15 protein-coding genes are annotated in these 20,403 nt (G+C 40.8%); 10 read left to right on the top strand and 5 right to left on the bottom strand.

Features of this window, described 5'->3' with window-relative positions:
• The first annotated feature begins 39 nt into the window (after positions 1–39).
• The 3 genes from H6G86_RS01755 to H6G86_RS01745 all read left to right on the top strand — a co-directional run bounded on the left by H6G86_RS01755 (position 40) and on the right by H6G86_RS01745 (position 1,394).
• Positions 40–309 (top strand): hypothetical protein, encoded by a 270-nt coding sequence (locus H6G86_RS01755; protein ID WP_190932829.1) that lies wholly within the window; start codon positions 40–42, stop codon positions 307–309.
• The gene (locus tag H6G86_RS01750) at positions 306–767 is read left to right on the top strand and encodes a type II toxin-antitoxin system VapC family toxin (RefSeq protein ID WP_190932828.1); all 462 of its coding nucleotides are present in this window, start codon (positions 306–308) and stop codon (positions 765–767) included. Before H6G86_RS01755 ends, H6G86_RS01750 begins: the two co-directional genes overlap by 4 nt.
• Before the next feature lie 180 nt (positions 768–947).
• Positions 948–1,394 carry an acyl-CoA thioesterase gene (locus H6G86_RS01745; RefSeq protein WP_190932827.1) on the top strand — a complete coding sequence of 149 codons (447 nt, stop codon included), beginning with the start codon at positions 948–950 and terminating at the stop codon, positions 1,392–1,394.
• On the opposite strand, the gene H6G86_RS01740 is transcribed toward H6G86_RS01745, so the two are convergent.
• The 3 genes from H6G86_RS01740 to menA are packed head-to-tail and all read right to left on the bottom strand — an operon-like array spanning position 1,387 to position 4,695.
• The gene (locus H6G86_RS01740) at positions 1,387–2,769 is read right to left on the bottom strand and encodes a 2-succinylbenzoate--CoA ligase (RefSeq protein WP_190932826.1); all 1,383 of its coding nucleotides are present in this window, start codon (positions 2,767–2,769) and stop codon (positions 1,387–1,389) included. The genes H6G86_RS01745 and H6G86_RS01740 overlap by 8 nt on opposite strands.
• The gene (locus tag H6G86_RS01735; protein ID WP_190932825.1) at positions 2,754–3,758 is read right to left on the bottom strand and encodes an o-succinylbenzoate synthase; all 1,005 of its coding nucleotides are present in this window, start codon (positions 3,756–3,758) and stop codon (positions 2,754–2,756) included. Before H6G86_RS01735 ends, H6G86_RS01740 begins: the two co-directional genes overlap by 16 nt.
• A gap of 40 nt (positions 3,759–3,798) precedes the next feature.
• On the bottom strand, positions 3,799–4,695 hold the full coding sequence (gene menA, locus H6G86_RS01730; RefSeq protein ID WP_190932824.1) for a 2-carboxy-1,4-naphthoquinone phytyltransferase: 897 nt from the start codon (positions 4,693–4,695) through the stop codon (positions 3,799–3,801).
• Between the two features lie 307 nt (positions 4,696–5,002).
• On the opposite strand from menA, the gene H6G86_RS01725 reads away from it, so the two are divergent.
• A complete protein-coding gene (locus H6G86_RS01725; protein WP_190932823.1) occupies positions 5,003–6,418 on the top strand; it encodes an isochorismate synthase in 1,416 nt (471 codons plus the stop codon).
• A gap of 135 nt (positions 6,419–6,553) precedes the next feature.
• The gene (locus H6G86_RS01720; RefSeq protein ID WP_190932822.1) at positions 6,554–7,300 is read left to right on the top strand and encodes a class I SAM-dependent methyltransferase; all 747 of its coding nucleotides are present in this window, start codon (positions 6,554–6,556) and stop codon (positions 7,298–7,300) included.
• 269 nt (positions 7,301–7,569) lie between these two features.
• Here H6G86_RS01720 and H6G86_RS01715 read toward each other — a convergent pair whose 3' ends face one another.
• The gene (locus H6G86_RS01715) at positions 7,570–8,874 is read right to left on the bottom strand and encodes a glutamate-5-semialdehyde dehydrogenase (protein WP_190932821.1); all 1,305 of its coding nucleotides are present in this window, start codon (positions 8,872–8,874) and stop codon (positions 7,570–7,572) included.
• Positions 8,875–9,278: 404 nt separating this feature from the next.
• Positions 9,279–11,564 (bottom strand): PAS domain-containing hybrid sensor histidine kinase/response regulator, encoded by a 2,286-nt coding sequence (locus H6G86_RS01710; protein WP_190932820.1) that lies wholly within the window; start codon positions 11,562–11,564, stop codon positions 9,279–9,281.
• A 285-nt stretch (positions 11,565–11,849) separates the two neighbouring features.
• Here H6G86_RS01710 and H6G86_RS01705 point away from each other — a divergent pair, with 285 nt between their 5' ends.
• The 5 genes from H6G86_RS01705 to H6G86_RS01685 all read left to right on the top strand — a co-directional run bounded on the left by H6G86_RS01705 (position 11,850) and on the right by H6G86_RS01685 (position 20,399).
• Positions 11,850–13,319 (top strand): aldehyde dehydrogenase family protein, encoded by a 1,470-nt coding sequence (locus tag H6G86_RS01705; protein WP_190932819.1) that lies wholly within the window; start codon positions 11,850–11,852, stop codon positions 13,317–13,319.
• A gap of 137 nt (positions 13,320–13,456) precedes the next feature.
• Positions 13,457–14,674 (top strand): transporter substrate-binding domain-containing protein, encoded by a 1,218-nt coding sequence (locus H6G86_RS01700; protein ID WP_190932818.1) that lies wholly within the window; start codon positions 13,457–13,459, stop codon positions 14,672–14,674.
• Positions 14,675–15,216: 542 nt separating this feature from the next.
• A complete protein-coding gene (locus H6G86_RS01695) occupies positions 15,217–16,542 on the top strand; it encodes an MFS transporter (RefSeq protein ID WP_190932817.1) in 1,326 nt (441 codons plus the stop codon).
• 540 nt (positions 16,543–17,082) lie between these two features.
• Positions 17,083–18,900, top strand: coding sequence for a vanadium-dependent haloperoxidase (locus tag H6G86_RS01690; protein WP_190932816.1), 1,818 nt, complete (start codon positions 17,083–17,085; stop codon positions 18,898–18,900).
• Positions 18,901–19,349: 449 nt separating this feature from the next.
• A complete protein-coding gene (locus tag H6G86_RS01685; RefSeq protein ID WP_190932815.1) occupies positions 19,350–20,399 on the top strand; it encodes a cyanophycinase in 1,050 nt (349 codons plus the stop codon).
• Positions 20,400–20,403: the final 4 nt, after the last annotated feature.

Genomic DNA, 20,403 nt, shown 5'->3' with positions numbered 1-20,403 from the left:
TGCTACGATTACCAATAAATTCTTTTGGGAGGTCAATCAATGACTACCTTTCATACGCTAAACATACCTGATGAGTTGTACGAACAACTGCAAGAGTTAGCTAAAGCTGAAAATAGCTCAGTTGATGCTCAAGTAATTACAATATTGCAAAACGCCTTGCAGAAGACAAAAACACAGTTAACTGAGGACGAAAGACGAAAAAATGTCCCAAAACTCTTAGAGGAAATTCGCCTTCGTCGTGAGAGTCGCCAGACTGATGTGGAATGGCCTGATAGTACTGCGTTAATCAGAGAAGACCGAGACAGATGACTATCCCTCTCAGGTGTGTTGTAGACGCAAGTGTAGCTATTAAGCAATTTATACCAGACGATCCACTAACTCCGAAAGTTAATCAACTGTTTGCTCATCTTGCCAATCCTCAAACTGCGATCTTTGTCCCAGACCTGTTTTACATTGAGTGTGGCAACATCATTTGGAAGTATGTCCGCGCCAGACTTTATGCTGTTGCTGATGTGCAAGCAGATTTGGCAACTCTCAAAAGCTTCCCCTTGCGTGTTGTCTCGACAGCTGATTTGATGGCGGATGCAGTTACGATCGCATTAAATTATGGAATCTCCGCCTACGATGGCTCTTATGTCGCACTTTCACAACAAGTAGGTGCTACTTTACTGACTCTCGACGGTAAGCTGGTAAAGGCTTTAGGCACTTCGTCTTACAATGTTTCCTCGTTTAATGACTTTGAGGTTCCGTCGTTGGAGTCAATGTAGAAGCGATCACCTTTCCTCACCATATATTCAACCCCAAAGCATTGAATGAGGCTAAACAAATCGATACAAACTCAGAATTGGGGAAATTAAATTTTTATCACTGACTTATCTTAGTTGCAATAAAATTAGTTTGTAAAGCAGGGAATAAACCTGCTGTTTTTTAATATTCAATTGTCAAAAATGCCTTTTACTTATAACCGCACTGTTCGCTTTCAAGATACTGATGCTGCTGGGGTAGTCTATTTTGCTAATGTTTTGGGTATTTGCCATGAAGCTTATGAAGAATCTTTAGAAGCATCAAGTATTAATCTCAAAGATTTTTTTACTAATCCTTCTGTAGCTTTCCCCATTGTTCATGCTAGTGTCGATTTTTTGCGCCCTATGTTTGGTGGGGACAAGTTGCTAATTAGCTTAATACCGCAAAAAATAGGTGTTGAAAAGTTTGAAATTACTTATGAAATTACAGTAGCTGAGGTAGTAGTTGCTAAGGCTATTACTCGCCATGTTTGTATTGATGTGAGTAGTAGAAGTAAGCAGGAATTACCTGATGACATAATTCAGTGGTTGGAGACGAACCGCAGAGACGCAGAGGGCGCGGAGAGAAGAAGGTCGAGAGAGATTATGTGATGGGGTTTTGCAGGAATTCTGTGGCTATTTGCTGTAGCTGTTGGCGGTTAATTTTTCCTTGGGAGTTGCGGGGTAAATTTTGCTGGGGAATCCAATATTTAGGGATTTTAAATTTGCTGAGTTTGTCTTTGAGTAGAGTTTGAATTTTTAAAGCAGAGATATCTGATTTCTTGGGAATGTAAATCGCTGTTAAAGCTTGTCCCCAGTGTTTATCTGGGATACCAATGACACAAATATCGGCAACCATTTGAGTGGATTGTATAGCTGATTCAATCTCTGTTGGGTAAATATTTTCACCACCTGTAATAATTTTATCGCTGTTACGTCCGACTATATTTAAATGTCCTTGTTCGTCTAAAAAACCTAAATCATCTACTTGTAAATCAGTTTGATTTTCTCTAATTTTAGGATAGTAACCAAGGGCTAAAGATTGAGTATGAATGGTGATATTTCCGATTTGATTGGAATTTAAAATCTCGCCTTGCTGATTGCGAATAGTTACTTTTGCATGGGGAAGAATTTGACCACTGCTAATTTTACCGTCGAGAAAATCATCCGGTTTGAGGGTAGCAATTTGAGAGGCGGTTTCTGTCATGCCATAGGTAGGTGCTAACCGGATGCGGTGAAATCTGGCTTTTTCTAGTAGTTCGTTCCATGCTGGCGCACCTCCTAAAAGTACGGTATTAAATTGAGATAACCATTCAGTTAATTCTGAATTTTGCAGGAGGCGTTGTAACTGTGTTGGTACTAAAGATATGAAAAATTCTGATTGTTTAATATTTAATATTTCACCAGATTCTACTGTTTTGAAGGGTAGTATAGCCAGCTTACCTCCGGTGCTGAAAGAGCGCATAAATTGCATTAAACCGCTAACGTGGTATAGCGGTAATACGCAAAATGAATTGACTTGCTTTAGTTGAAAGTATTCTGTAAATCCTTGCACCGATGAGATGAGAGTTTCCCAAGTGTGAATGGCAAATTTAATTTCTCCTGATGAACCACCCGTAGGAATCATGATGCTATTGGGAATTGGGCATTGGATATTATTTCCATACTCCATGCCCCATGCCCCATGCCCAATTCCCAAAATAATATCTGGCTGTACTAAATCAAAGACTTGTTGCCATTCTTGTGTTCCCCAATCGGGGTTACAAAGAAAAACTGGACAATTAGCTGCACAAGCAGCAATAAAACTTGCTAAAAATCGTACTGGTTCGCGTTCGGCTAAGATAATTTTTGGTGGTGTTCCACACGCTGATAGTTGTATTAGTTCTAAATATAATTCTTGAGCTATTTGATTAAAATCATGGCTGTTGTAACTGATAAGCCAATCATATTGAGCTAGGTTATTAAGACAGTCTAAAGGTCGTTCCATAAACTTTGAAACCACGTTTCTTCTTGTTCAAAAAAATGGTCGATGCCAAAACCAATCGCTCTGTTGTTTTGGGATAATTCGGCTGCTAGCTTGAGTGCTGCTCGTCTTGCGATCGCAGTTTCAAATACTGATGAAAAAACAGTATCAATTTGATGCTGATGGCAAAACTTTCTCAGGCGAGATGGCGATCCAACTATCCCAGGCTTGATCACAAAAATCCCTCGCCAACCTTGTTGATAACAGGCGGCGAGTTGCCTAAGTGTGGCGACAGATTCATCTAAAGCGATCGCAGTTTCATAACTCGTACTCAATTCCAACATTCCCTGAAATTGATCGACGGGTAGCGGTTGTTCGATAAATTCAATTTCTATGGGTACTTCTGCATTTGCCTTGAGATTATCGCAAGTCCGCAGCCATAAGTTAGCTTCTTCATAACTGAGTCCACCGTTGGCATCTAATCGCAGTTTGGTAAAAGCTGGTAAGGTTTGTATCAATGATTCAAAAATTTTTAGTTCATCAGCGATCGCATCCACACCAATTTTCCACTTAAACGTGCGATATCCTTGCTGCCACAGCGTTTCCCATTGATTTAAAGCCGCTTCCCCTGCTGGTAATAAACCACTGAAAGATTGGGCATGGGACATGGGGCATGGGGCATTGGGCATTGAGAAGAATTCATTTCCCCACTTCCCACTCCCCCACTCCCACGCTGACTCAAAGCCAAATTGACAAGCAGGTAATTCATCTGGGATCGAGAAAATTATCTCGTCTGTAATTTCTCCTGGGAGTTGGCGACAAAAATCTAAAGCTTGTTCTAGCGTTTCGGAACCAAACCAGCTAATGGGGGCGATTTCTCCCCAGCCGAGTTTACCTGATTCATCGGTGAGACGGAGGATAATACCTTCACGAATATCCCACTTCCCATGATTGGTAGTCAGCGATCGCAAAAACCTTCGCCGATAGGGACGAAATTGAAACCTGTAAGTCATTAGTCAAGATTTATTAGTGATTGTCCCAATTCCCAATGCCCTAAAGAATAAATCCCAAGCCGAACAGCAAGCAAGCCCAGAAATGCACGGCTACGGCGATGAATTTACAGTTACTAACTTTGTCTGGATGGTTATGATTTTCTTGAACGTGGCGGCATAATTTGACAGCAAATGGTAAACTCACCCAACTTAGTAATGTCCAAGCTGGAGATATTCCCAGTAGTACGAATAGCAAGGTGAGGGGATAAATGCTGGCAGTAAACCAAACTAGGACTTGGGCCCCTTTTTGGGTTCCGAGACGGACGATAGGCGATCGCTTACCTGCGGCTATGTCATCCTTAACTTGGTGAAAATGTGAGCAAAACAAAATTAAGGTTGTGGCAATCCCGACTATGACTGAGACTGCTAAACTTGTCATTGACCAAGTTTGCGTTTGGCTGTAATAGGCTGCCTCCACTGCTAAAGGGCCAAAGGCAAAAAAGCAAAGAATCTCGCCTAAACCCTGATATCCTAAGCGAAAGGGAGGCCCTTGATACATATAGCCCAAACCACAGCATAGTAGAATGATGGCGATGACAGTTAGGTCTTGTTGCCAAAAAGCGATCGCTAGTATGCCCAGCAACCCCAAACCTAAACACAAATTTCCTATCCAAAATATTAATGGCTTATTGCTAGTTAAATTCACCAGAGAATGGTGCTTGTTTTGATCGATACCTGTTTCGGAATCAAAGACATCATTACTGATATTTTCCCAGGCAAGAATTAAAATTGCCGCAGCTACAAAAGTAGAAAATACTGCACCATTGAACATTTTAGTTTCGGCAAATGCGACTGCCGTTCCTACCCAAATAGGCATAATGGCAACGCTATACATTGGCGGTTTAATCGCTGCCATCCATAACTTAGTGTTGGGATATAAAATTTGCTTGGTAGTCATCAGTTGTGATTAATTAAATTACCGGAATATTACTCACACTTTAGATTTTATGATTTAAAGAGACGCTAGATATGGGTGATATACAAACAATTGTCACTTTTACTATGGCTGGTTAACAAAAGTGTTGTTAACACTCACTCTCACATTGCATTCTTAGGCTGAAACTGTCTTATCATGGTCTAGGAACACCATGAACAAAGCAAATCCTACGCTGGTGAAATGGCAACTTAATATGTTACCTGTAAAAATACGACCACGATTAATTACACTTTAGGAAGTTAACTTAAAAAAAATTTACTATAGATCCATGACAGTTTCACCATGTCGTAGCAACTTGTTTGTAGAGCGCAAAGATTTATATCAATTTCTGCTATCAGTCCAAGAAAAGTGCCTCCAAAATAATGGCAAGCAAATTGTCAGTATCTCTCAAGAGATCGATTTAGTTGATCCTTTACTTGTATTGGATCAACTTACACAAGCAAATGAAATAAATTTTTACTTTGAGGACAGAGCTAAAGGAGAAGCGATCGCAGCAATTGATTCTGTAGCAAAATTACAGATTGATGGTGCAGATCGTTTTACTCAAGCCGAATATTTTATCAAATCTTGTCTAAAAAATATAATTAATTTTGGTAACGCTAATCAACCTTTTTCTGGTCCTCACTTTTTTTCTTATTTCAGCTTTTTTGATAAAAACGCCCAAGTAGATTATCCATTTCCATCTGCTACCATTTTTCTTCCACGTTGGCAAGTAGCTGTGAAAAATCAGCGTTGTATATTAGTAACAAATATAATTATTAATGAAAATGCAAATATTCAAAGGTTGTTGGAGAATCTGCAACATAAAATTGAATTTATCCAATCTTTAGAATATTACTCTGCTAATATTGATTGTTTTCCGGCAAACTTCTACAAAAAATCTGTCACAAATGCTACTCAGTTTAAACGTTCAGTAGTATCTGTTTTGGAAAAAATTCGGTCTAGTCATTTAAGTAAGATTGTCTTAGCAGATATATTAGACGTAAAGTCAAGCAACCACTTTGACTTAGTTAAATCCTTAAATAATCTTAGGCAAATACATCCTAATTGTTATATTTTTTCTACAAGTAATGGCAAAGGACAAAATTTTATTGGTGCAAGTCCAGAACGATTAATTAGTATTAATAATCAACAGTTAATTACAGATGCTTTAGCTGGTTCTGCACCACGAGGTAAAACCCCTGCTGAAGATGCAGCTAATGCCAATCGCTTAGTAAATAGTGAAAAAGAAAAGCACGAACATTCGCTAGTACTTGATTTTATTACACAACGCCTACGCCAATTAGGTTTATCACCACAAATATTAGCACCACGGCTACGACAATTATCGAACATCCAGCATTTATGGACACCAATCAGTGCTGTAGTTCCAACCAACATCCACCCATTCAGGATTGTCGGACAATTGCATCCTACACCAGCCGTTGCTGGTGCAGCAAGAGATGTAGCCTGTACCGAAATTCGTCGTTACGAAAGCTTTGAGAGAGGTTTGTATGCTGCGCCTCTGGGTTGGATAGATTCTCAGGGTAACTGTGAGTTTATTGTGGGAATTCGTTCAGCATTGATTGATGGCGATCGCGCGAGATTGTATGCTGGTGCTGGTATTGTTGCGGGATCTGATCCTGACAAGGAGTTTGCAGAGGTACAACTTAAGCTTCAGGCGTTACTCAAAGCATTAGTTTAAAGTTAATTCTTTAGTCGTTGACCTAGAAAATGCTATGAGCAACAACGTACTAGACAGCAACTTAGTGGATAATATGAAAATATTGTGGTTTTTTACGGAACCCTATCAACTATAAATGCTAAGGAAATAAGTAATATGTTAGATATAAAACTTTCTAAAAGTAGCGAAGAAGAACTTTTCCCGCCTCAAGAGTTTTTTAACGAGCAGTGGAAACTTTACCAAAAAATACTCGATAACAATTACATGGGACACCGTGAAATTTACTCTACACTGCGCGAGTTGCTCCTTGGACACTTTCAACAACCCTTTAATATGCTTGATTTGGGATGCGGCGATGCTAGCTTTACTTCCCAAGCTTTGTTAAATAGTACGATTACTTCCTACCAAGGCATAGACTTATCTATACCTGCGCTAGAGATTGCTAAGGATAATATGGCAAAGATTCAATGCCATACAACCTTTATCCAAGGAAATATTTCCCAATTTGTTCCTGAATTGATGTCAAGTCAGCAAAATAGCTTTGATGTCATTTTAAGCTCTTTTGTTCTACATCATTTAAGCCTTGAAGAAAAGGACTCGATTATTGGTCAGCTTAAGCATCTACTCACATCTAATGGTGTTTTTATTCTCATTGATGTTGTTCGTAAAGAAGGAGAAGATCGAGAAACATATCTGAAATGTTACTTAGATAATGTACAAAAATACTGGTCTTTAATTACTCCTCAAGAGTATTTAATGTTATCAAATCATATTTCTTCAAGTGATTTTCCTGAAACTCAGAAAACTCTTGATGAGATTTCACAAAAATACAATTTTACTTGCTTTGATTGCCTGTATAACAATCCACTCGATGCTACACAATTGTTGTGCTTTTACCGATAATCATAAAAAATTAGTGGAATTATTTATAACGCTTCTCAGTTGAGTGCAATACAGACCTAACCCCCAGCCCCTTCCCTACAAGGGAAGGGGAGTAAAATTCAAAGCCTCTCTCCTAAAAGGAGAGAGGTGAAAGTGTATTGCTTCCATTCGATAACCGCTATATATAGAAAGCCTCTTTCTTTGCAGAAAGGAGGCTTTAATTGTACTTGAAACTCGCCAAATACAATTTAAAATGATTTGTTTTTGCACTTATTGCATTAAAAACTCATCTAAAAATCCTGATGAGTAAAAGCCTTAGCATTCGCTCCGGTGTAATTAGCGACAATATGTCCATCACCAGTCATTTGATATTTGTATGTCACTAATCCTTCTAAACCAACGGGGCCGCGGGGAGGCATTTGTTGTGTGCTAATCCCTACTTCTGCACCGAAACCATAACGGAAGCCATCAGCAAAGCGGGTAGAACAATTGTGGAATATATTCGCTGAATTTACCAATCCAAAGAAAGTTTCTACAGATGTTGAATCTTCAGTAATAATCGCATCGGTATGACGAGAACCATATTCGTTAATATGTGCGATCGCATCTTCGATAGAGTCTACAATCTTGATCGACAAAATATAATCGCTGTATTCTGTCTCCCAGTCTACCTCTGTTGCAGTTAAAATGTTAGGCAAAATTTTCAAAGTGCGTTTATCACCTCTCAATTCTACGTGGCGTTCTTGCAAAGCCTCGGCAACCTTTGGTAAAAATTCTGTAGCAATTGATTGGTGGACTAACAAAGTTTCAATGGCATTACAAACAGCAGGATATTGCGCTTTTGCATCTACTGTAATCGGAACTGCTTTAGAAATATCAGCAACTTTATCTATATAAAGATGACAAATTCCGTCGGCGTGACCTAGTACTGGAATGCGTGTGTTTTCCTGTACAAATCTGACAAATGAATTAGAACCTCTAGGGATAATTAAATCCACATATTTATCTAACTTCAAAAGTTCTAAAGTTTGTTCTCTAGTTGTCAGCAACTGTACCGCATCTGGGTTAACAGCAGTATGTGACAATCCTTGCTTAATTGCCTTAACTATCGCTTCACAAGAACGCACGGCTTCCTTTCCACATTTGAGAATTACCCCATTTCCAGATTTGATTGCTAAGGAAGCAATTTGAATCGCCGCCTCTGGACGGGCTTCAAAAATAATCCCCAAAACGCCTAAAGGACAAGTAATTCGTTTGAGAATTAAGCCAGTGTCAAGTTCGCGGTGAATCTGTACTTTACCAACTGGATCGTCTAGCTTACCGACATCTTGTACCCCAGCGATCGCATCTCTTAATTTATGTTCATCCAACTGCAAGCGTTTATAAAGCGGTTTGGGAATTCCTTCGGCATTAGCAGCTTCACAATCAGCAATATTTGCTTGTAAAATTTCATCTTTAGCTGATTCTAAAGCTTGGGCGATCGCAACAATTGCTTGATTTTTTGCCTCAGTGGAGAGAATCGCCAGTTTACTTGCAGCTTTGCGGGTTTTTTGGGCGATCGTAATTAGGGGAGAACCAATATCAAAAATAGTCATAGCAAAAATCTTTACTTTTTCTTCATCTTATCAATCTGAGTTGATCGTTGCTTATCGTCTTCCCCCAATCGGGTGAACCATCTGGGTAATCAATAATTACTCTGATCGGGTGAAGCAAAACCTGGTTCAAAAAACTTATTCTGTGAGTATGAAACACAGAGACGGCAGAAGTAACAACTTCGCGGTTATATAAATATCTTAAGTATTATTACAGGCAATTATTTGAAAGCCTTAAATATGATTTATGCGTACCATAGGCTAGAGAGACATTTATGTTTCTCTGGTCTTTTACTTTAGTAGACAATTTATACTGCTGGCTATGCTTTCAGTTTTGCTACTTCAACGATGTTTACGAGTAGCTACGCCCATGCAATTGCTGATTAAACAACTTTCAGACTTGTGCGTTAAACTTCTTTGCCGCTTTTGACTAGGTTCGCCACTACTTTCACCAACTTATCTGGCTCGATGGGCTTAGATAGATGAACTTCAAATCCCGCTTCCAGAGCCAGTTTGCGTTCTTCATCTCTAGCATAAGCCGTCAGTGCTACAGCCAGAATCTTCTCTCCGCGAAGGGCTTCCTGCTTGCGAACTTGGCGAATCAGCGAATAACCATCCTCGTCTGGCATTCCGATATCACTGACTAAAATATTTGGTCTTAATCGCATCAACGCTTCTTGGGCTTCACCTACTGAGCTAACCGATGTCACCTGCGCTCCTGATTCTTCAAGAACAAAAGCAATTAACTCACGAGTATCGGCACTATCATCTACAAGGAGTATTTGCAAGCCATCGAGCGCTAAGAGATGATTGACTTTTACAGCACTTTCTTTAATTAGCTGCTCTGATTGCGGTTGTATTAGAGGTAACAGGACTGTAAATGTTGCTCCCCGTCCTTGCCCTTCACTAGCTGCATAAACTGTGCCAGAGTGTATTTCTACTAAATGGCGTACAATTGCCAGCCCTAGCCCCAAACCACCATCTACTCTAGTAGTTGTGCTATCAGCTTGACGGAAGCGCTCAAATATATAAGGTAGAAAGTCAGCACTAATTCCCTTACCTGTGTCAGATACAGAAATCTCAGCATTTGAGTTCACCTGCTTTAGACACACTTCAACTCGACCCCCGCTAGGTGTGAACTTGACGGCGTTAGAGAGCAAATTCCAGACTACTTGTTGGAGGCGGTCTGCATCACCCATAACCTCACCTACTGACGAGTCAAGGTTAGACTCAACTTGAATATCTTTAATCTCAGATGTCGGATATATAGCTTCAATCGCCGTCTTAATTACAATTAGAAGATCAACTTTACGGAGATTTAGGCGGATTTTACCTTGTACAATGCGTGAAATATCGAGGATATCATCAATCAGTTTGCTCTGAAGTTTTGCATTTCGCTCGATTGTTGCCAGTGCCTTAGAAGTAATCGCTTCATCCAATTTTCGATGACGGATTATTTGAACCCAACCCAGCATTGAGTTGAGAGGTGTACGAAGTTCGTGAGAGACAATTGCTAAAAATTCGTCCTTAATGCGGTTAGCTTCCTGAGCTTGCCAATAAAGCTGTGCATTTTCAATAGCAGACGCTGCACGTTGAGCAAGTTCTTCAGCCATTGCTAGGTCTACAGTAGTGTAATAGCGCCCTAATTGTGTAGAAGCAAATACAATTGTCCCTAGCTTGTGTTGACGCACCTGCAATGGCACAACCATATAAGACTTAACTTGCAGTAAATTAAGGTATTCATCGTTCCATGCTTTTCTTTGTAACGAAGACTCAAAAATGTTTGTAACCAGTTCCGGCTTACCAGTCCGTAAAACCTGTGGTTGTCCATAATCTGCATCAACAGAAATTGGATAGCGTTGTCGAAGTTTTCTGACTAGTGCTTCTTTCTGTGGTTCAGATGCAGCGATGACTGGGTTACTGAAAGCTGCTGAATCATTTTCAACGACATCCACAATACAGCAATCTGCGAGGGTAGGCACTGCTAATTGGGCGACGGTTGTTAGAGTATTGCGGTAGTCTAAGGAAGATGCTAGTACACGACTTGCTTCAGCCAAAAAATTAGAGCGCCTTTCTGAGGCTTCGGCTGCAATCCGAGCAGCTTGCTCACGGCAAAATAACTGCTCACGCTCCGACTCTAAACGCCTACGCTTGCTAATATCGCGTATTAACCAGCGCAGAGCAACTGGCTTACCCACCTCATTACGGACGGTAACTACTGTCAAAGCAACATCAAAACAAACTTTTTCCCGTGGTTGCAAACACACTTCCCATTCTCCACCCCGGTCGAGATGCTGCAACTGAGCTAGGTAATTAAAAAAAGCTTGATGATCTGACTGTCCGATAAAACTAACCAACGGTTTCCGAATCAAAAATCGCTGTGAGATATTAAGTAAGATAGTAGTGGCCCGGTTAGCTTCAAGGATAGTGCCATAAGTATCAGTTACCAAATAACCATCAGGTGCAAAATCAAATAATTCTTGATAGCGCTGACGCTCCTTCTCTACTGCAATTCGTGTTGCTTGTAGTTCCTCAGAGGCAATTCTCATTTCTTCTAAAGCGATTTGAAGCTCTGCAAAAGCCACTTTTGTCAGCTCTTGTTGCGAATACCCCTCACTTGCAGTACTTTGCAATAATTTCATCACCTGTGAGCGCAGTATTTCTATTTGCCGACTAAAATCGTCTACATTCATGTTGCTCACTTTGCTAAACCTAAAAAGCGCACGTGAGAAAAAAATCAAGCAAGTGTGATTTTAACTGTACGCTCAAAGCGGAACTCAAAACTATTGCTCAAAAGATAGAGGTTTATCTTGCCAAGGCAAGTTAGACCAGTGAATAAAACACAATGTATATGGTCTCAACCTCTTACCACTATGCTAAAATAGGCAACTAATAAACAAATCTACCTAGGGTGCTGTACAGCTAGAAAGATAATAGGTAGATTAAAACAAATTTTTTTATAGCTTAAGGAGGGCCTGATGGTTACAGCAACAGTACCAGGACAACAGGTCAAAATCGGCCCAACCAAGTTGCTGATTAACAATGAGTGGGTAAATAGTGTCAGCGATCGCCGATTTGAAACAATCAACCCAACTACAGGTGAGGTAATCTGTGAAGTCTCAGAAGCAGATGCCCCAGATGTAGATAAAGCAGTACAAGCAGCCCGCAACGCTTTCGCTAATGGAGAATGGAGAAAGATATCTGCCACCCGTCGCGGCGAGTTACTTTACAAGTTAGCTGATTTAATTGAGCAGAATATCGATGAGTTGGCGCAGCTAGAAACTCTCGACAACGGTAAACCATTACAAGATTCATTCGGTGACTTGAGTTTAGTCATTGCCTGCTACCGTTACTATGCAGGCTGGGCTGACAAAGTACAAGGCAAAACTATTCCGATTAATGGGCCATACTTCTGCTACACTCGCCATGAACCTGTGGGTGTCGTTGGTCAAATTATTCCGTGGAATTTTCCCCTAGTAATGCAGGCTTGGAAGTTAGCACCAGCTTTAGCAACTGGTAATACAGTAGTTCTCAAAACAGCAGAACAAACACCATTATCAGCGCTGCGGGTAGGCGAGTTGATTATTGAGGCTGGTTTTCCGCCTGGTGTGGTGAACATCTTATCAGGATATGGCCCAACTGCCGGGGCTGCGATCGCAAGTCATAGAGATATTGACAAAGTGGCCTTTACTGGTTCCACTGAAGTCGGTCATCTAATTATGGAAGCTGCCGCCAAAAGTAACCTGAAGCGTGTCACCTTGGAATTGGGTGGTAAGAGTCCCAACATCGTTTTTGCTGATGCAAATATGGATGCAGCGATCGCAGGTTCCCACGATGCCATATTCTTTAACCAAGGGCAATGCTGCTGTGCTGGTTCGCGGCTGTTTGTCGAAGAAAAATGTTATGACGAGTTCGTTGCTAGAACTGTAGAAAGAGCAAGAGCGCGGGTTGTTGGTAATCCTTTCGATGCCAAAACAGAACAAGGGCCCCAGGTAGACAAAGACCAATTCGATCGGGTGATGAGCTATATCGAATCTGGAATGCGCGAAGGGGCCGAAATGCTATGTGGTGGTAATCAAGTTGGCGACAAAGGTTATTTTATTGCACCCACAGTCTTTGCTGGTGTCCGCGATGATATGAAGATTGCCCAAGAGGAAATTTTTGGGCCAGTGATGAGCATCATCAAGTTCAAAGATATTGATGAAGTCATTCAACGGGCGAATGCCACCATGTATGGGCTTGCTGCCGCAGTGTGGACTCAGGATATCACCAAAGCCCATGCGATCGCTAACAATCTCCGGGCTGGTACTGTATGGGTAAATTGCTACGACGTATTTGATGCTGCTGCACCCTTTGGTGGATTTAAGCAATCTGGTATTGGGCGAGAACTAGGCGAATATGGCTTGCAGCAATATACCGAAGTTAAGACCGTTACCATCAAATTGTAGTACGACTTGAATTTGGCTTTAGCCATATTCATCCCCCTAAATCTAAAAAAATCTGTTTTAGGGGGATGATGAATGTGATATTTGATCTGGGGTGGGCATCATAAATATGCTTTGCATACAACCCCAAGATAATTCTGATGATAAATGCGATCGCTACTAAATTTCGCCAACTTATAACTGGAAGAAAAAGCCCGACAGGTTATTTTGACAGACATAACCACAAAAACAAAACTAGGCGTTCCATAGCGCTGTATACCTGCATAGGATTAATAAGTGCAATTTTGGCATTGTTGTTAATCGCATCTCCAGGACTGGCCCAAAAACCGCAACCCCAACAATCCCTAAAACTCCAACAACCGTTATTAGTGGCGACACGAGTTATACCGCCCTTTGTGCTATCAAACAAAGGTGAGCTATCGGGATTCAGTATCGATCTCTGGCGCAGCATCGCTACCCAAATAGGTATAGAGTCTAAATTTATTGAATATTCCAGTGTGCCAGAAGTGATTTCTGCTATTAAGGACAACAAAGTCAACTTGGGAATTGCAGCTATCTCGATTACAGCCGAACGCGAGCAAAATTTTGATTTCTCATTACCCATTTTTGCTGGTGGGCTGCAAATTATGGTACGCAACCTAGAGAGTAAAAGCAGTGCCTTTCCAAATATTTTGCAATTGTTTTTCTCTACTAGCCTCTTGCAGGTAATAGGCATTGCCCTAGTGCTAATTGTCGTAGCAGCCCATATTATTTGGCTATCCGAGCGCAATCACAAAGAAGGGATGATTTCTGAATCATACTTTCCTGGTATTTTTAAAGCTTGTTGGTGGGCAGCAGCCACATTAGCGACTCAAGCCGATGAAATGCCCAAGGGAGTGCTGGGACGTTTTATAGCTATAGTCTGGATGTTCATCGGAGTCCTTTTTGTCGCCTACTTTACAGCCAGTGCGACTACTTCATTAACAGTGCAGCAACTTCAGGGCGATATCAGGAGTATAGACGATTTACCTGGCAAGGTAGTGGCTACAACTGCGGGAAGCACAGCGGCGACATTCTTGCGAGAACATCATATTTCAGTTTTAGAAGTCCCCAAAATTGAGGAAGCTTACAAAGCTCTGCAAACAAAAAAAGCTGATGCTGTGGTGTTTGATGCACCTGTACTCCTCTTTTATGCTGCCAATGAAGGCAAAGGGAAGGTAGAGATTGTTGGCAGTATCTTGCGTGAAGAAAGCTACGGAATTATTCTGCCTAATAACAGTCCCTACCGCAAACCAATTAATCAGGCTCTGCTGAATCTTAAAGAAAATGGCACTTATCAATCGCTATATGATAAGTGGTTCGATCCTAAAAATTCTTAAACTTTGCTAGAAAATTAGATTTATCGCGCCGTGTGCAACTTTCTTTCAAACCCAGCCCCCAGCGTTGGGGAGCAAGAATCAAAGCCTCTCCCCGAAACGGACAGAGGAATGGAAGTGGGGTTCTAAGAATAAGTTGCACATCGAGTTATTAGTATTTTTTAATACAACGGTATTGACCATGACTCTATTTTTTTGCTTCAATACTAAGCGCACAAAATTTATGCCTTGCTAACATTAAGCTTTTCTAATATTATTTTAGGGCTGGTGATATGTAAGTCTGCTATTCGTCAAAAATAGGACTTACGCAAAATACCCTGCGGGTACTCCGTTGGAGAACTCGTAGAGTAGCCGCTTTGCTCCTAGATGAATTTCCCTTACCAAAGAATGAGGGTTTTGACTATTGTTTGCGTAAGTTTTAAAAAAGTTACAAAACTTTTGTAGTGAGCGATAAATAACTAAATTTCAAAGGCTTTAGCCCTGACTACAAACCACTAGTTCATATTTGCAATTGAAGCCTATTTTGACAAAACAGGGAAATAATCATGCTACCAAGTAATAGAGGAAACTTCCAAAAACACAAACTAAAATTTGTTGATTTTGAAATTCCACCTGCGCTTAAATCCGTCAATTTTTCTTGTTTTGTTATCGGAGAAAGTTTATCTTTTTTTGGGTCTTGGATGACTCAAATTGCTTTAGTATGGCTAGTTTATCAATTAACTAATTCGGCTGTATTAGTTGGTGTAGCTGGATTTACAAATCAAGCTATGGGTTTGATTATTACTCCTTTGGTAGGAGTATTGCTAGATCGCTGGAATTTACGATATGTTCTACTAGCTACTCAGCTAGTATCGATTTTGCTATCTTCTACCCTGACCTTTTTAACTCTTAGCAACAACATCAATGTTACATGGATTATTGTTATTGGCACGCTTCAGGGAATAGTAAAAGCTTTCGATTTACCAGCACGTCAGGTAATTATTCCCAGACTTTTGGATAAAAAATCAGATACTTATAGTGCGATGGCTTCGCATTCATTCTTGATTAATACAGCAAAGTTTGTTAGTCCCATGATTGGGGGTTTCCTGATTGCTCGATCTGGTGCAGCTTCTTGTTTTTTAGTAGATAGTATTAGCTATTTACCCTTTATATCTGCAATTTTAACTATCAAAGTAAACCCAATTATCAATAATACATCAAATCAAAAAGCCCAAATTTGGAAAAATCTCAAAGAAGGCTTTATTTATGCATACGATTTTTTACCTATTAAACATTTATTGATTTTACAAATTGTTATTTGCTTTATGGGGATGACCCATGTGAATCTAGTACCGATTTTTGCTCAAGAAATTTTGAAAGGGAACGCTGAAACTATGGGTTTTTTGATGACATCTTCGGCTCTTGGTTCTATAGTTTCAGGTATTTATCTCATTTCCAGAAAAAATATCATCGGATTGGGAAAGGTTATAGCAAGTTCTGCTGCAATTCTCGGTTTAGGTTTAATCGTATTTTCTCAATCAACAAATTTAGAGGTTTGTCTAGTATTTATGTTTGTTATAGGTATGAATAATACTCTCACTCTGGCTTCTCTTAATAACTTCATGCAATCCATTCTTCTTGATGAAGATAAAAGAGGTAGAGTAACCAGCATCTTTACAACTGGTTTTTTAGGAATCCTGCCTTTTGGCAATTTGTTTTTTGGAGTATTAGCAGGTCATCTTGGTGTTACCAATGCTTTATTATTTGGCGGTATTTGTTGCATTTTAGGAGCATATTTCTTTAGTAGACAACTGCCTAAAATAAGAAAGGTTTTGTATCCAATTTATGCAGAGTTGGGCTTACTTCCACAGCCAAATAAAGGCTCAATGTAGTTTGGATAGCAGCGATCGCGCCTCTGATACTTCATCAAAACCCACCGTGTCGCGTTTCATCCTCAGACTCAAGCATAGAAGATAACGCTGTCCGTGTTTTCCTATAAGGCTTTCACGCTATTGCTAAATTTCTTGTAAAAACTCTTGATTTTCATTAGCGATTGTGAGAAAGTCTGATTTAACATCCATAAAATACTGTAAATCGATAGACTTATCGTATTTTGTGGTTTAACTAGAAGTAAGCGGTGGTTTTAGCTGTGCTTTAACCTCGAAAAGCTGCTATCAGACTGATTACAAGTACAGAAGTATAACAGCCATCTGATGAAGGCATCATCCCAGGACTGAATGTCTATATGACTTTCAGGAGAATCATCTTCTATGCAAGTTACCTTCCAGTAGAGTAACCACAGATTTCATCCCAATCTGGGAAAATTGCCCTGCTTCTCTGGAGTTGGGTGTCTTATGTATGGCTAGTTGTTCTAGCTTTCAGATGCTCATGTATTCACTCATGACTATATTTTTGCCAGTGGAGAACATCTCATGCAAGTAGATCCTAATTCTCATCAAGGTTCCGAGCAAGATACTCAGGCTAATAGCGAAAGAGAGAAACTGAAACAACCCCGTGTAAATAGCAAACGTTTTTTTGGTAGTCACGCCAGCAGACGCTCATTTCTCGGCCGCGCTGGTTTATTTAGTGCTGCTAGCGTCGTTGCAGGAGTTTTCGGTTCACCTTTCTCCTCAAAGAAAGGAGAAGATGTTGTCCAAGCTCAAGATATTAACAGGCGGTATAATCGACCATTCAACTACAACAGTTTTGTTGATAAAGCCTATCGAGTCCGTGTTGAAGCAGCCAGAGTTGAACGAAGTATTCCCATTCCGCCGCATCCGACTAACGGCGATGAGGAGCGTTATGCCAACAAAATCGGCTCTGACAGTAGGGGATTACCACACAATGGACTTGGCGAAGTTAAGTTGGAAGCTTACAACTCTTTGACCAAAGCACTGACAACCCAAAATCCAAATGATTATGAAAATATCATCTTGGGTGGCGGCAGAAAGCTGGTCAATCCTCAAGGCCCACTGGCAATTAGTCTAGAAGGAATCAATGCGGCGCAGATAGCAGTGCCACCACCACCGGCTCTAGCTAGTGCAGAACGCGCTGCTGAAGCAGTTGAACTCTACTGGCAAGCTTTACTTCGAGATGTACCTCTTTCTAAGCTCCAAAACAATACTGACAACCCAAAAGTCTTAGCAGCCGTCGAAGACCTCAATAAGCTTTCAGCCTTCCGAGGGCCAAAACAAAATGGCCGTGTCACCCCTCAGACTCTATTTCGTGGTAGCGTCAACTACGTCAATATTTACACTTCAGGTATAACTACAAAATATGTTATTCCCCCAGGGGTACTAGATGGCCCTTACATCTCACAATTTTTGTTGCGGACTATTCCTTGGGGAACTCAGTCTGTTTCACCACTGATTCGTACTGCTCTTCCTGGTAATGATTTTCTACTCGATTTTCAAGAATGGTTGACTATTCAGAATGGAGGTAGTTCCGGTAAGTCTATTAATTACGACCCCAAAAACCGTTACATAGCTACAGTTCGGGATTTAGGAGAGTATGCCCATATTGGCGGCCCTACATACCTTGGAGCCTCTTTGATTCTTAGTAGCATCGGTACACCTTTGAATCCAGGCAATCCCTACGTCAGATCGAATACTCAAGTTGGTTCAGCTGCAACCTTTGCAGCAGGGCATTTACAAGCCTTGCTTAACTTGGGTACTTCACGTGTGATTAGAGCGTCATATTGGCAGAAGTTTTATGTACACCGCATTTTACGCCCAGAAGCGTTTGGTGGGCTAGTCTACAACAACATTGTCAATAAAACTCAATATCCGATTAATTCTGAGGTCTTTAATTCCAAAGCTTTGGCTCAGACCTTTAGCACCTTCGGCACTTATCTATTACCCCAAGCATATCCAGAAGGATCGCCAACCCATTCCTCATATACGGGTGGTGCGGCTGCCATTGCTGGCGTTAATGTCACACTATTGAAAGCATTTTTTGATGAAAATTTTGTTATCCCCGATCCAGTAGTGCCCGATCCCAACGATCCCACCAAAGTAATTCCTTACAGTGGGCCACCCCTAACTGTGGGTGGAGAGTTGAATAAATTGGCAACTAACTATGCTATTGGTCGCGGTCACGGTGGTATTCATTGGCGTTCGGATGGTTCAGCTGCTTTGGCTTTGGGAGAAGAGCTTGCTATTAGCCTTCTCAGGGATGAGAGACTGGGTTACAACGAAATATTCAATGGCTTCACCTTCACAAAATTTGACGGTTCAAAAGTCACAGTCTAAACAGATTTTCGGTATTTAGTGATTTCAAAACTTTTGTAGAGACGCGAAATTGCACTGGGCTACGTTAATGTACCGTAATGCTTTCGCGTCTCTATACCAAGATTCATCTATCTAATCAGTAACGCCTGATTTTTATCACAAATGTTAAATTTAATACGCAATAACTTACTTAGGATAGAGAATCAATAATTACTCTGGGTTATGGCGTTAAAAAACAGTACAAGCCCTGTACGCTGGAAATTCTACCCTCTCTAGTGCCAGAGTTAAGCTAGTACGCATCTAAATTGCACATTTTTTCGTTAAAACTGTCATTTATCATTAGTTTCATTAGTTATTGATAAAAGACAACTGATAAATGACTAATGATAAAGGACGAATTTCACGAATAAATAAGCAATTAAAGTGCGTAACAGCCTAGCAATAATTGCAGTTTGCTCCAGACGCTTAGTATGACAAAGGCATTCCCAAGCATAGCAAGGCGCTTGAAAAGTACAGGAATCAAGTTGTTGAAGATGGGAACCTTCCTAATAACCCGTTTTATTGCAAGCTGGAAACGCTACTTTCTGGGTGACACTGTTGATGTCCGCCCCTCTCCTTCTCCTTCCTCTGATGTCCGCCCCACCTTAGCTGGTCCAGTCCTCAGCTTAGGTGGCGGTGGCCCCGATGTTGATGATGCTATTCAGTGGATGATTAACCAAGTTAGGGGAGGTACTAACACCGCTACCAAGGTTAATGTTGTAGTTCTCCGCACGAATGGTAATCACGATTACAATCGGCTAATTTCTGCCATGAAGGGCGTAAACTCTGTGGAAACTCTTCTGATTCGCAATAGACAAGAAGCAAACAAAGTTGAAATTTATGAAAAAGTCAGAAATGCTGATGTGATTTTTTTTGCTGGCGGCGATCAATGTCAGTACATCCGCAATTGGAAAGATACCAAGCTTGAGGCTGCTGTTAAGTCAGTTTACCTGAAGGGAGGTGGTGTTGGTGGCACTAGTGCGGGTGCGATGATCCAAAGTGATTGTGTCTATGATGCTTGCGCTTCTTCAGAAAAAGGCATTGAAACTAGAGACGCACTTGAAGATCCTTACCGGGATATCACCTTTACCTACAACTTTTTCAATTGGAGTAATTTAAAAGGAACTATCGTAGATACGCACTTCGATAGGCGGGAAAGAATGGGTCGAATTATGGCTTTCATTGCCCGTCAAATTAAGGACGGTGTATCTAGCAGTGTTTTAGGCATAGCGGTTAGCGAAAGTACATCGGTTCTTGTGGATAAAAACGGTTTGGTGAAAGTTATGGGTAGGGGGGCGGCGTACTTTGTACTTGGTAATCACATACCAGAAGTATGCGAACCCCGAACGCCTTTGACCTTTTCTAATTACAAAATTTGGAGAGTTCGCAGCGGCGACACCTTTAACTTAAGAAACAGACCAACCTCTGGGTACTATCTCAGGAGTGTCAAAAGGGGACGGATTGATTCAAATCCATATTGAGTGG

The organism is Nostoc sp. FACHB-133 (assembly GCF_014698055.1).
In the GTDB taxonomy this organism is placed as follows: Bacteria; Cyanobacteriota; Cyanobacteriia; order Cyanobacteriales; family Nostocaceae; genus Nostoc.
Note: the sequence above shows the minus strand (reverse complement) of the source record. Positions and strands in the feature narration are given on the sequence as shown.